Annotated in this window: 11 protein-coding genes; 10 read left to right on the plus strand and 1 reads right to left on the minus strand. The window is 68.9% G+C overall.

Annotated features, from left to right (window positions below; genetic code table 11):
* Positions 1 to 62 precede the first annotated feature (62 nt).
* Positions 63 to 1,076: a rod shape-determining protein gene (locus tag OG584_RS23955; RefSeq protein WP_405780786.1), complete on the minus strand. Its 1,014-nt coding sequence runs from the start codon at positions 1,074 to 1,076 to the stop codon at positions 63 to 65.
* 121 nt (positions 1,077 to 1,197) lie between these two features.
* On the opposite strand from OG584_RS23955, the gene OG584_RS23960 reads away from it, so the two are divergent.
* From OG584_RS23960 to OG584_RS24005, 10 genes are all read left to right on the plus strand, one after another.
* Positions 1,198 to 2,727 (plus strand): bifunctional folylpolyglutamate synthase/dihydrofolate synthase, encoded by a 1,530-nt coding sequence (locus OG584_RS23960; RefSeq protein ID WP_405780788.1) that lies wholly within the window; start codon positions 1,198 to 1,200, stop codon positions 2,725 to 2,727.
* Positions 2,728 to 2,730: 3 nt separating this feature from the next.
* Positions 2,731 to 3,081, plus strand: coding sequence for a DUF4233 domain-containing protein (locus OG584_RS23965; RefSeq protein WP_405780790.1), 351 nt, complete (start codon positions 2,731 to 2,733; stop codon positions 3,079 to 3,081).
* 69 nt (positions 3,082 to 3,150) lie between these two features.
* Entirely contained in the window at positions 3,151 to 3,564 is a 414-nt protein-coding gene (gene ndk / locus OG584_RS23970) for a nucleoside-diphosphate kinase (RefSeq protein WP_405780791.1), read from the plus strand.
* A 286-nt stretch (positions 3,565 to 3,850) separates the two neighbouring features.
* Complete coding sequence (locus OG584_RS23975) at positions 3,851 to 4,870, plus strand: rod shape-determining protein (RefSeq protein ID WP_164261203.1); 1,020 nt, start codon at positions 3,851 to 3,853, stop codon at positions 4,868 to 4,870.
* Between the two features lie 151 nt (positions 4,871 to 5,021).
* Entirely contained in the window at positions 5,022 to 6,032 is a 1,011-nt protein-coding gene (gene mreC / locus OG584_RS23980; RefSeq protein ID WP_405780793.1) for a rod shape-determining protein MreC, read from the plus strand.
* A 15-nt stretch (positions 6,033 to 6,047) separates the two neighbouring features.
* Positions 6,048 to 6,722, plus strand: a complete 675-nt coding sequence (mreD, locus tag OG584_RS23985) for a rod shape-determining protein MreD (RefSeq protein ID WP_405780794.1) — start codon at positions 6,048 to 6,050, stop codon at positions 6,720 to 6,722.
* A 61-nt stretch (positions 6,723 to 6,783) separates the two neighbouring features.
* Positions 6,784 to 8,964 (plus strand): penicillin-binding protein 2, encoded by a 2,181-nt coding sequence (mrdA, locus tag OG584_RS23990; RefSeq protein WP_405780796.1) that lies wholly within the window; start codon positions 6,784 to 6,786, stop codon positions 8,962 to 8,964.
* 3 nt (positions 8,965 to 8,967) lie between these two features.
* Positions 8,968 to 10,158, plus strand: coding sequence for a rod shape-determining protein RodA (rodA, locus tag OG584_RS23995; protein ID WP_405780798.1), 1,191 nt, complete (start codon positions 8,968 to 8,970; stop codon positions 10,156 to 10,158).
* Positions 10,159 to 10,301: 143 nt separating this feature from the next.
* Entirely contained in the window at positions 10,302 to 12,254 is a 1,953-nt protein-coding gene (locus OG584_RS24000) for a TIGR03960 family B12-binding radical SAM protein (RefSeq protein ID WP_405780799.1), read from the plus strand.
* A 365-nt stretch (positions 12,255 to 12,619) separates the two neighbouring features.
* Positions 12,620 to 13,453 carry a TIGR03936 family radical SAM-associated protein gene (locus OG584_RS24005; protein WP_405780801.1) on the plus strand — a complete coding sequence of 278 codons (834 nt, stop codon included), beginning with the start codon at positions 12,620 to 12,622 and terminating at the stop codon, positions 13,451 to 13,453.
* The last annotated feature ends 97 nt before the right edge of the window (positions 13,454 to 13,550 follow it).

Genomic DNA, 13,550 nt, shown 5'->3' on the forward strand with positions numbered 1-13,550 from the left:
ACGAAGACCCCCGGCTCCGGCCGGGGGTCTTCGTCATGCCCGCAGCGGCACGGCGCGGTACGTCAGGTGGTGGGCGTCAGCACCTTGGCGGACTGCGAGTCGAATTCCTCGACACACTTGCCCGTCCCCAGTGCCACGCAGTCCAGCGGTGCGTCGGCCACGGTCACGCCGATACCGGTCGCTTCCGCGATCCGCAGATCCAGACCGGGCAGCAGCGCACCGCCGCCCGTCAGGACGATCCCGTGCTTCATCACGTCGGCCGCCAGCTCCGGCGGACTCTCCGCGAGGGTCGCCTGCACCGCCGCGATGACTGCCTCGATCGGCTCGCGCATCGCCTCCCGCACCTCGGCGGCGGTGAGGACGAGCGCGGTCGGCACCCCGTTGGACTTCTCGCGCCCCCGCACCGTGCAGGTCCGGCTCTCCAGCCCGTGGTCGTCCGGTACCGGCCAGGCCGAGCCGATCTCCAGCTTGACCTCCTCCGCGGTCCGCTCGCCGATCAGCAGGCTGCGCTCCTGGCGGATGTGGTCGGTGATCGCCGCGTTCATCCGGTCGCCCGCCAGGCGCAGCGACTGCGAGACGACGATCCCGCCCATGGAGATCACGGCGATCTCGGTCGTGCCGCCGCCGATGTCGACGACCATCGAGCCGCGTGGTTCGTCCACCGGCAGGCCGGCCCCCATCGCCGCAGCCATCGATTCGTCGAGCAGGTGGACGGTACGGCCGCCCGCCTCCTGCGCGGCCCGCACGATGGCCCGCAGCTCCACCGGAGTCACCCCGGTCGGCATGCAGACCACCATGCGGGTCCGGGTCCGCCGGCCCTTGAGGGCCTTGCGCACGAAGTACCTGATCATTTCTCTGGCGGCCTCGTAGTCGCCGATCACCCCCTCGCGCATCGGGCGGAGCGCGGTGACCGACTCCGGGGTGCGCCCGAGGCTCTCCCGCGCCTCGTCACCGATGGCCGGGGCCCCGCGGCCGGAGTCGCGTATCGCCACCACGGAGGGTTCGTTGAGCACGATGCCCTGGCCGCGGACGTAGAGGAGCGTGTTCGCCGTTCCGAGATCAATACCTATGTCCATATCTGTTAAGCCTGCCCCGGTACGGGGGTGTTCCGCGCGCCGGAGTGCTCCGAACCGGGGGTCGGGGCCCGTACGGGACGGGGGCCGACGCGCCGTCGCCGTACCTCCGTAGACTGGTCCTGTGAGCGAGCCCGACCCTTTCGACGAAATCGTCGACGCAGCGACCGACCTTCCCCCAGCCGACGACGCGGTATCAGCAGGGGAGACGCCTTCGTCCCCTGATCAGGCGGTGATCGAGGCCGGCAGTCGCACCCTGCGCACCCATGGCGGGCCCCCGCCGGGCGACAGCGTGCCCTCCCGGCCCGCCGACCCGGAGGTGGACAGGGCGCTGCGGGCGGTGGAGCAGGAGCTCGTCGGGCGCTGGCCCGAGACCAAGCTCGACCCCTCCCTCGTACGGATGGAGGCGCTGCTCGACGTCCTGGGCGCCCCGCACCGCGCGTACCCCTCGATCCACATCACCGGCACCAACGGCAAGACATCGACGGCTCGGATGGTCGAGGCCCTGCTCGGCGCCCTGGAACTGCGCACCGGCCGGTACACCTCGCCGCACGTCCAGTCGATCACCGAGCGCATCAGCCTCAACGGTGAGCCGATCGGGGCCGAGCGGTTCATCGAGACGTACGAGGAGATCAAGCCGTTCGTCGGCATGGTCGACGCCCAGCAGGAGCACCGGCTCTCGTTCTTCGAGGTGCTCACCGGAATGGCGTACGCGGCCTTCGCCGACGCGCCGGTGGACGTCGCGGTCGTCGAGGTCGGGATGGGCGGCAGCTGGGACGCGACGAACGTCATCGAGGCCCCCGTGGCCGTCGTCACCCCGATCTCGCTGGACCACACGGACCGTCTCGGCTCCACGCCCGCCGAGATCGCCGGGGAGAAGGCCGGGATCATCAAGCAGGACGCGACGGTCATCCTGGCGCAGCAGCCGGTCGACGCCGCCCAGGTCATGCTGAAGAAGGCCGTCGGAATGGACGCCACGGTCGCCCGCGAGGGCATGGAGTTCGGTGTCGGCAGCAGGGAGATCGCCGTCGGCGGCCAGCTGCTGACGCTGCGCGGCCTCGGCGGCGACTACGAGGACATCTTCCTCCCGCTGTACGGCGCCCACCAGGCGCACAACGCGGCGGTCGCCCTCGCGGCGGTCGAGGCGTTCTTCGGGGTCGGTGCGCAGCAGGCGCAGCGGCTCGACATCGACGTGGTCCGCAAGGCCTTCGCCTCGGTCGTCTCGCCGGGCCGCCTGGAGGTCGTACGGAGTTCCCCGACGGTGGTCCTGGACGCGGCGCACAACCCGGGGGGCGCGGTGGCGGCCGCCGCCGGCGTCACCGAGGCGTTCAGTTTCTCGCGGCTGATCGGTGTGGTCGGGGCGAGCGCCGACAAGGACGTCCGCGGGCTGCTCGAAGCCTTCGAGCCGATCTTCGCGGAGGTCGTGGTCACGCAGAACTCCACGCACCGCGCGATGAGCGCGGACGACCTGGCCACGATCGCCGTCGAGGTCTTCGGCGACGAGCGTGTGGTCGTCGAGCCCCGGCTGGACGACGCTCTGGAGGCGGCGATCACGCTCGCCGAGGAGGAGGACGAGTACGCCGGTGCCGGTGTGCTCGTCACCGGTTCCGTGATCACGGTCGGCGAGGCCCGGCTGCTCCTGGGAAGGCGCTGACCTATGCGCACGCTCTGCGCGTCCACCTTGATCGGTGAGTTCTTCGTGATCGGCTTCGCCGGTCTGGTCGCCATGAAGGGCGATCTGTCCGAGACCACCGTATGGACGGTGTGCGGTATCGGAATGCTTCTCTCGGTCCTGCTGTGCGGAATGCTCAGCCGTCCGGGTGCCGTCCAGATCGGCTGGGGGCTTCAGATCGCGCTGATCGCCAGCGGTTTCTTCGTTCCGGTGATGTTCATCCTCGGGGTGGCTTTCGCCGGTCTCTGGTGGGCCTCGGTCCACTACGGGCGGATCATCGACGCGGCGAAGGCCCGCTGGGCCGAACAGGCATCCGCAGAGCCTGACGCTGCGTAATAGGCGCACGACAGGGCCCTGTAGCCTGAGGCCCTGTGATCCGTATCCCGCACTGAAGGAGTCCGTACAGTGAGCCAGCGCACGCTCGTTCTGCTCAAGCCCGACACCGTACGCCGCCACCTGGTCGGCGAGGTCATCGGCCGCATCGAGCGCAAGGCGAACTGGACCATCTCAGCGATGGAGCTGCGGTCGCTCGACCAGGAAACGCTGGAGCTGCACTACGGTGAGCACAAGGGCAAGCCGTTCTATGAGCCGCTGGTGGAGTTCATGGCTTCCGGTCCGGTCGTCGCCCTTGTCGTCGAGGGTGAGCGGGTCATCGAAGGCCTGCGCGCCCTGGCGGGTCCGACCGACCCGATTGCCGCAGCGCCCGGCTCCATTCGTGGGGATTTCGGCACCATCGTCCGGGAGAACCTCATCCACGCATCGGACTCCGAGGAGTCCGCGGAGCGAGAATTGAAGATTTTTTTCCCGGATGTATCCTGACGCGGTGTCAGCCGAATAGCGCTCACAGCCTCGGGCGACCGAATTAATTCGGTCGCCCTTCGGCATATGCCGGGCGATTTCGGGAACGCATCGCACCGACATGACGTCAGCATGACTGAGGCGGTCACAACTTCCGCCCACATGGCGGAGGACCCTCGCGCGGTGTCCGTGCAGGCGGCACTACGATGGAAGCCTTCACACCCACAGCGCTCACTTCGCCTACCAAAAGCCAATCGCTCCACTTGGGAAGGCCCGACGCATCCTCATGGGGAACAAGGGGAACTCAATGTCGTTCATCGGCCGTGACATGGCTATCGACCTCGGGACTGCCAACACGCTGGTGTACGTCAGGGGTCGAGGAATCGTTCTCAACGAACCCTCAGTCGTCGCCATCAACACCAACACCGGCGGGATCCTCGCCGTAGGCGCCGAGGCAAAGAAGATGATCGGCCGTACACCGGGCAACATCGTTGCCGTACGGCCGCTGAAGGACGGCGTGATCGCCGACTTCGAAATCACGGAGCGGATGCTCCGGTACTTCATCCTGAAGATCCACAAGCGCCGCTATCTGGCCCGCCCGCGCGTCGTTGTCTGTGTGCCGTCGGGCATCACAGGGGTCGAGCGACGCGCCGTCATCGAGGCGTCCACCCAAGCGGGCGCCCGCCAGGTGCACATCATCGAAGAGCCCATGGCCGCGGCCATCGGCTCGGGTCTGCCCGTCCATGAGGCCACCGGCAACATGGTCGTCGACATCGGTGGCGGCACCACCGAGGTCGCCGTGATCTCGCTCGGAGGAATCGTCACGGCACAGTCGATCCGGGTCGCGGGCGACGAGCTGGACAACGCGATCATCCAGCACATCAAGAAGGAGTACTCCCTCCTCCTCGGTGAGCGCACGGCCGAACAGATCAAGATCACGATCGGCTCCGCGTTCGACCTGGAGAAGGACGAGCACACCGAGATCCGCGGCCGTGACCTCGTATCAGGGCTGCCCAAGACCGTGGTGATCTCAGCGGCCGAGGTACGCAAGGCCATCGAGGAGCCGGTCAACGCGATCGTCGACGCGGTCAAGACGACGCTCGACAAGTGCCCGCCCGAGCTCTCCGGCGACGTCATGGACCGTGGCATCGTCCTCACCGGCGGCGGGGCCCTGCTCCGCGGGCTTGACGAGCGGCTGCGCCACGAGACGGGCATGCCGATCCACATCGCCGAGGATCCGCTGGACTCCGTCGCCCTCGGATCGGGCAAGTGCGTCGAGGAGTTCGAAGCACTCCAGCAGGTACTGGACGCACAGCCCCGCCGGTGACGGACCCCGCCCTTCCGCCGTACGGGGCATGTCCGCCCCGTACGGCGGATCGTTGAAGGTAAAGAGTCCGACTGCATTCCTGTCGGCCTCCGCACACGCAGAACTCCATAAACGCATATGAATTCCGACGAGGAAGGCACGGCCTCCGCACGTGAGGGACACACGAGAGAGCCGGCTGCTCCTGGTGCTGCTGATCGCCATCGCGTTCGCGCTGATCACGGTGGACATCCGCGGCGGTGAGGCGTCTCCGGTGGACGGCGCCCGGCACACCGCCGCCACCGTGTTCGGCCCGGTCGAGAACGGTGTCGCGGGCGCCGTGAACCCGGTCGGTAACGCCATCGGTGCAGTACGGGACTCCGGCGACCGGCACAGCCGCATCAGCGCGCTGGAGCGTGAGAACGCCGCTCTGAAGCAGCAGCTCGGCAGCACCGACCGCAACCGCAGCCGCGTCCGTCAGCTCGACAGCATGCTCAAGACCGCGGGCGCCGGCCAGTACGGCATCAAGGGCGCCCAGGTCATCGCCATAGGAGCGGCCCAGGGCTTCTCCTGGACGATCACCATCGACGCGGGGACCGCCGACGGCATCAAGCGGGACATGACCGTACTCAACGGGGACGGACTCGTCGGCCGGGTCACCACGGTCGGCCCCAACACCGCGACGGTGCTCCTCGCCAACGACCCCGACTTCACCGTCGGCACCCGGATGGAGAAGTCCGACGAGGTCGGCTTCGCCACCGGCCGTGGTGACCGCCCGCTCTCCGTCCAGTTCCTGAACGGCAAGGCCGAGGTCAAGAAGGGCGACCGGCTGGTCACCTTCGGCTCCAGCAACGACAAGCCCTTCGTACCGGGCGTCCCCGTCGGCGAGGTCTCCCGCGTCGACCCGTCGGGCGGCGACCTCACCCGTACGGTCTACGTCCACCCGTTCGTCAGCTTCACCAAGCTCGACCTGGTGGGCGTCGTCGTCGAGCCGCCGCGCAGCAACCCGCGCGACACGGTCCTCCCGGCCAAGCCCGCCAAGCCGAAGCCCGTCCCCACCGTCACGGTCACCGCCACGCCGTCGCCCGGCGCCGACGGCAACACCGACCCGAACGGCAGCACCGATCCCAACGCCAACGCGGATCCGAACGCCGACCCCAACACCGACCCCAACGCCCCCCAGTAGGAGGAGCTGATCCGTATGCGTCTCAACCGGATGCTGCTCTCGGCCACGCTGGTGGTGGTCGCCCTGGTGATCCAGGTGAGCGTGCTCGCCCGACTCCAACTCCCCGGCGCCGTGCCGGACCTGCTGCTGCTCACGGTGGTGGCCCTGGCCCTGGTGTACGGCCATGTGGGGGGCGCGCTCATCGGCTTCGGCGCGGGCCTGCTGGCCGACCTGGCCCCGCCCGCCGACCACGCCGCCGGGCGGTACGCGCTCGTGCTGTGCGTGATCGGCTACGCGGCCGGGCTCGCCAAGCCGGACAACGGCCGCCTGAGGTCCGTCACAGGACCGATGCTCGTAGTGGTCGCGGCCGCGGTCGGGTCCACCCTGCTCTACGCCGGTGTGGGCTCCCTCGTCGGCGACACCGCCGCGCGCCACGTGGGCCTGCTCGGCCTGCTGTTCAGCGCCGCTGTCTACGACCTGCTGCTCGCGCCGTTCACCGTCCCGTTCATCATGGCGCTGGCGAGACGCGCCGAGAACGACCCGCTCGCCGAAGGCCGCGACAGCGGCGGGGTGGGCAGCGACGTGGCGACCGGCTGGCTGGCGACGGGCACCGGCCTGAGGATCGACGGTCCGCGCGGTGGGCTGCGTATGAAGGCGGCCAAGTCACGCGCGGCGAAGGCCGGACGCATCAAGGGGGTCAAGAGGCTGTGAGTCTGCGACACGCGGGGGCACGGCCGTCGGATCCCGGCCGGACAATCAGTGGGGCACGGCTGTGAGCAATATTCCCGAGACCGGAAGGACCTCCAGGGTCCGGATCAGGCTCGTCGTCATCCAGGTCCTCGTCTTCTCCCTCCTCCTCACCCTCGGCGGCCGGCTCTGGTACCTCCAGATCCGCAACGGCCAGGAGTACAGCGCGGAGGCCAGGAACAACCACGTGCAGCAGGTCGTCCAGCCCGCCGTCCGGGGCTCCATCCTGGACGCGCGCGGCGTGCCGATCGCCGACAACGAGACCAAGCTCGTGGTCTCCGCCAACCGCACCGACCTGATGCGGATGAGCGACGACGGCAAAGCCGTCCTCACCCGGCTCGCCGGTGTGCTCGGCCTGAAGCCCGCCGACGTCATCGCCAAGGTCAGGCTCTGCGACGCCAAGACACCCAAGCCGTGCTGGAACGGCTCGCCGTACCAGCCGATCCCCGTCACCGAGAACGCCACCACGCAGCAGGCGCTCCAGATCCGCGAGCGCACCGAGGACTTCCCCGGCATCACGGCCGAGCCCACCGCCGTACGCAGCTACCCCGGCACCGGGGGCCTCAACGCCGCCCAGGTACTCGGCTACCTCGGCCCGGTCACCGACCAGGAAGTCGCCAAGTCCAACAAGACGAACAACCCGCTGCTCCGCTCCGACCAGGTCGGCCGGGCCGGTCTGGAGTCCATGTACGACCAGCAGCTGCGCGGCAAGTCGGGCGTCACCCGCTACGAGGTGGACAACCTCGGCCGGGTCATCGGCAAGGCGGGGCAGACGGCGTCGCAGCCCGGCAGCTCCCTGGTCACCAGCATCGACTCCCGGGTGCAGGCGCTCACCGAGAAGGAACTGGACGCGACCATGAAGGCGCTCCGGAAGACCTATGACTCGGTCACCCACACCAACTACAAGGCCGACTCGGGCGCGGCCGTGGTGATGGACGTGCACACCGGCCAGGTCATCGCGATGGCCAGTGCCCCGACCTACGACCCCAACGTCTGGGGCGGCGGCATCTCGGCCAAGAACTACTCCAAGCTCACCAAGGCGTCCTCCAATTACCCGCTGCTGAACCGCGCCATCCAGGGGCAGTCGGCGCCCGGCTCGACCTTCAAGGTCATCTCCACCAGCGCGGCCATCAACGCCGGGTACGCCCCGGACGGCGGCTACCCCTGCACCTCGTCGATGACCATCGGCAACCGTGAGTTCAAGAACTTCGAGGGCGAGAACTACGGGGACATCAGCCTGGGCAAGGCCCTGGAGGTCTCCTGCGACACGGTCTTCTACCACGTGGCCTACGACCAGTGGAAGAAGGACGGCGGCAACAACGCCAAGCACCCCAAGGACTGGTTCTTCAAGACGGCCCACGAGTTCGGGCTCGGCAAGAAGACCGGCATCGACCTTCCCAACGAGCTGGCCGGCCGGGTCCCGGACCGCGAGTGGAAGAAGGCCTACTGGGAGGCGAACAAGGACCTCTGGTGCAAGCAGGGCAAGAAGAACGGCAGCTACGTCGAGCAGATCGAGTACGAGAACTGCACCGACGGCAAGCAGGTCCGGGCCGGTGACTCCGTCAACTACGCGATCGGCCAGGGCGACACGCTCCTCACCCCGGTCCAGGAGGCGATGATCTACTCGGCCCTCGCCAACGGCGGCACGATGTACCAGCCGAGCGTCGGCAAGGCGGTCGTCAGCGCCGACGGCAGGACGGTGCAGCCGATCAAGCCGAAGCGCATCGGCAAGCTCCCCGACAGCAAGTCGACGGTGTCGTACATCAACAAGGCGCTGGCGGGCGTGGTCACCAGCGGTACGGCCGCCTGGCAGTTCGGCGGCTGGCCGCAGGACAAGATCGCCCTGCATGCCAAGACCGGCACTGCGGAGGTCGCGGGGAAGCAGACCACGGGCTGGCTCTCCACGTACACCAAGGACTACGCGATCGTGATGACGATCTCCCAGGGCGGTACCGGTTCCGGCGCCGCCGGCCCCGCAGTCCGCAAGATCTACGAGGCGATGTACGGCCTCGGCAAGGACGGCAAGCAGAACCTCAAGAAGGCACTCCTGCCGAAGCCGCAGGCGGCCCTGCCGAAGATCAACAAGGACGGTGTGATCCTCTCGCCCAAGATCACACCCACCAAGCCGGACCCCTCGCCGCCGGCGCCCTCGCCCTCGTCATCGGGCGGACAGCAGATCGCGGCCGGACCGGGCAGGAGGGACTAGGACATGGGTGGTTTCTCCGTCGCGCGTTACGCCCCCGAGCAGGGCACCTGGTCCAAGCTGACCGCCCGCGACTCCCTGGTGCGCAGGCTGGACTGGCCGCTGATGACGGCGTCGATCGCGCTGTCGTTCATCGGCATGCTGCTGGTGTACTCGGCCACCCGTGGCCGTAACTCCCTGACCCACGGCGACCCGTACTACTTCCTGCTCCGCCATGCCATGAACACCGGCATCGGTGTCGCCCTGATGATCGGCACCATCTGGCTCGGCCACCGGACCCTGCGCGGCGCGGTGCCGATCCTCTTCGGCATCTCCGTCCTGATGATCCTCGCGGTTCTCTCACCGCTCGGGCAGACCGTGAACGGTGCGCACGCCTGGATCGTCATCGGCGGCGGATTCTCCCTGCAGCCCTCCGAGTTCACCAAGATCACGATCATTCTGGGGATGGCGATGATCCTCGCCTCCCGGGTGGACGCGGGCGACCAGGACCACCCCGACCACCGCACGGTCGCCAAGGCGCTCGGGGTGGCCGCCATCCCGATCCTGATCATCATGCTGATGCCGGACCTCGGCTCGGTCATGGTGATCGCGATGATCGTCCTAGGGGTCCTGCTCGCTTCGGGCGCCTCGAACCGCTGGGTGGTCGGGCTCATCGGCACCGGAGTGGTCGGCGCCATCGGGATCTGGAAGGCCGGGCTTCTCGACCAGTACCAGATCGCCCGTTTCGCCGCCTTCGCCAACCCCGCGCTCGACCCGGCGGGTGTCGGCTACAACACCAACCAGGCGCGGATCGCGATCGGTTCGGGCGGTCTGCACGGGACGGGCCTCTTCCACGGATCGCAGACCACCGGGCAGTTCGTCCCCGAGCAGCAGACCGACTTCGTCTTCACGGTCGCGGGCGAGGAGCTCGGTTTCCTGGGGGCCGGACTGATCCTGGTCCTGCTGGGCGTCGTGCTCTGGCGCGCCTGCCGGATCGCCCGGGAGACCACCGAGCTGTACGGCACGATCGTCGCGGCCGGAATCATCGCCTGGTTCGCCTTCCAGGCGTTCGAGAACATCGGCATGACGCTCGGCATCATGCCGGTGGCGGGGCTTCCGCTGCCGTTCGTCTCGTACGGCGGTTCCTCGATGTTCGCCGTATGGGTCGCGGTCGGGCTGCTCCAGTCGATCAGGGTGCAGCGGCCGATGTCTGCGTGAATCGCCGAATGTACGAGCGCCCGTGCCCCGGGGACCCCGGCGCACGGGCGCTCGTACGTCGCGGGCTCTGCGCCCGCCGGATTTCCGGGCGGGCGGTGGCAGTCGGCCGCCGGGGTACGCTGGATGGTCATCCCTGCCCGCTCATGAGAGACACCACCATGCCTGTCGAGTCGGTCGAGTCGGTCTTCCCGCGACTGGAAGCGCTTCTCCCGCATGTCCAGAAGCCCATCCAGTACGTGGGTGGAGAGCTGAACTCCACCGTCAAGCCGTGGGACAGCTGCGACGTCCACTGGGCGCTGATGTACCCCGACGCGTACGAGGTCGGGCTGCCCAACCAGGGCGTCATGATCCTTTACGAGGTGCTGAACGAGCGCGAGGGCGTCCTCGCCGAGCGCACGTACAGCGTCTGGCCCGACCTCGAAGAGCTGATGCGCGAGCACCAGGTCCCGCAGTTCACGGTCGACGCGCACCGCCCGGTGAAGGCGTTCGACGTCTTCGGGCTCTCCTTCTCCACCGAGCTGGGCTACACCAACATGCTCACCGCCCTGGACCTGGCGGGCATCCCGCTGGACTCCAAGGACCGGACGCTCGACGATCCGATCGTCCTCGCGGGCGGGCACGCGGCCTTCAACCCCGAGCCGATCGCCGACTTCATCGACTGCGCGGTCATCGGTGACGGCGAGCAGGCCGTCCTGGAGATCACCGAGATCGTCCGGGCCTGGAAGGCCGAGGGCCGTCCCGGCGGCCGCGACGAGGTGCTGTTCAGGCTCTCGAAGACCGGTGGCGTCTACGTGCCGCGCTTCTACGACGTCGAGTACCTGCCCGACGGACGCATCGGCCGTGTCGTGCCCAACAAGTCGGGCGTCCCGTGGCGGGTCTCCAAGCACACCGTCATGGACCTCGACGAGTGGCCCTACCCCAAGCAGCCGCTCGTCCCGCTCGCCGAGACCGTCCACGAGCGGATGTCCGTCGAGATCTTCCGCGGCTGCACCCGCGGCTGCCGTTTCTGCCAGGCCGGCATGATCACGCGTCCCGTGCGGGAGCGAAGCATCACCGGCATCGGCGACATGGTGGAGAAGGGCCTGAAGGCGACCGGCTTCGAGGAGGTCGGCCTCCTGTCGCTCTCGTCCGCCGACCACAGCGAGATCGGGGACATCGCCAAGGGCCTCGCCGACCGGTACACCGAGGACAAGGTCGGCCTCTCGCTCCCGTCGACCCGGGTGGACGCGTTCAACATCGACCTCGCCAACGAGCTGACCAGGAACGGCCGCAGGTCCGGCCTGACCTTCGCCCCCGAGGGCGGCTCCGAGCGCATCCGCAAGGTCATCAACAAGATGGTCTCGGAGGAGGACCTGATCCGCACGGTCTCCACCGCGTACGGCAACGGCTGGCGCCAGGTGAAGCTGTACTTCATGTGCGGCCTGCCCACCGAGACCGATGAGGACGTCCTGCAGATCGGTGACATGGCGGTCAACGTCATCGCCGAGGGGCGCAGGGTCTCCGGCCAGAACGACATCCGCTGCACCGTCTCCATCGGCGGCTTCGTGCCCAAGCCGCACACCCCGTTCCAGTGGGCCCCGCAGCTCTCCGCCGAGGACACCGACGCCCGGCTCACCAAGCTGCGCGACAAGATCCGCGGCGACAAGAAGTACGGCCGCTCCATCGGCTTCCGCTACCACGACGGCAAGCCCGGCATCGTCGAGGGCCTGCTCTCGCGCGGCGACCGCCGGGTCGGTTCGGTCATCCGCGCGGTGTACGAGGGCGGCGGCCGGTTCGACGGCTGGCGCGAGTACTTCAGCTACGACCGCTGGATGAAGGCCGCCGAGCAGACGCTCCCGGACTTCGGCGTGGACGTCGACTGGTACACGACCCGTGAGCGCACCTACGAGGAGGTCCTGCCCTGGGACCACCTCGACTCCGGCCTCGACAAGGACTGGCTCTGGGAGGACTGGCAGGACTCGCTCGACGAGACCGAGGTCGAGGACTGCCGCTGGACGCCGTGCTTCGACTGCGGGGTCTGCCCCCAGCTCGACCTCGACATCCAGATCGGTCCGACGGGGAAGAAGCTCCTGCCCCTGACCGTCGTCAACAAGTAGCTCCTGTCAGGTCCGGCCCCGTGTGCGCCCCCGGGTGTGCACGGGGCCGGACCTGTTCCACCGGGCGGGCTCCGCCGAAAGGCGGTCCTGACTACCCGGCGTCCCCCGGTCGGCCGAGCACGTCCGGACGAGGTCCGGGAACCTGTCGTGCTCCCTACGCGTACTCTGGGTAGTAGACGACTGTCCCCGACGTGGCACCCGAACCAGAGATCTCCCTGAACGGCGAGCAAGGCCGGACAGGGGTGAGCCGGCCGGATACCCCGGGAACCCCGCCGTAGGGCGGCGCGCCCCCCGCGCCGGCCCCGCACCGAGGAGAAGAACCACTGGGCAAGCGACAGCCCGAAGGCCCGCCGCCCGCACCGGCGGTGCAGCGCATCCGACTGCGCTACACCAAGCGCGGCCGCCTCCGGTTCACCAGCCACCGCGACTTCCAGCGAGCGTTCGAGCGCGCACTGCGCAGAGCCGAGGTGCCGATGGCGTACTCGGCCGGGTTCACGCCGCACCCGAAGGTCTCGTACGCCAACGCCGCTCCCACCGGCACCGGCAGCGAGGCCGAATTCCTGGAGATCGCGCTGAGTGAGACGCGTGACCCCGCAATGCTGCGGAAGCTGCTCGACGACTCGCTCCCCGACGGGCTCGACATCACTGACGCGGTCGAGGCGCGAACCTCGGCCCTCGCCGACCGGCTCACCGCATCGGTCTGGGAAATGCGCCTGGACGGTGTGGAGTCCGACGAGGCTGAGCGGGCGGTGGCCGCGTTCGTCGCCGCCGATGCGGTCGAGGTCCAGCGCCGCACCAAGAACGGCGTACGGACCTTCGACGCCCGCAGCGCCGTGGCCGACCTGCGGGTCGTCCGGGCCGGGGCGGACGAGGGCGGAGCATCCGGCGGAGCCGACGGCGCCGAGCCGGTCAATAGGCCGGGGGGCGAGCGCTGTGCGATACTGCGGCTGGTTGTTCGGCACGTGACACCTGCTGTGCGACCCGACGACGTCCTGTCCGGTCTCCACGTTGTGGCCGACCTCGCGCCGCCAGTCCCCGCAGCGGTGACCAGGCTGGCGCAGGGGCTCTTCGACGAGGAGTCCGGCACGGTGACCGACCCGCTCACGCCCGACCGCGAGGCAGCCCCGGCCGCTCCACCCACGGCCGCCGGAACCGCCACCCACCGGCTTCCCGCCGACGGGACACCCGCGACGGCGTGAGAGGGACCTCCCCGGCCCACCGGGCCTCGGAGGCGGTCCCGCCGCGTAAGGACCAGTCGTTGTAGCGCAGCCCTCGTATCCGGGAGCCACCTGGGTC

It is taken from the genome of Streptomyces sp. NBC_00859 (assembly GCF_045161865.1).
Lineage (GTDB): Bacteria > Actinomycetota > Actinomycetes > Streptomycetales > Streptomycetaceae > Streptomyces.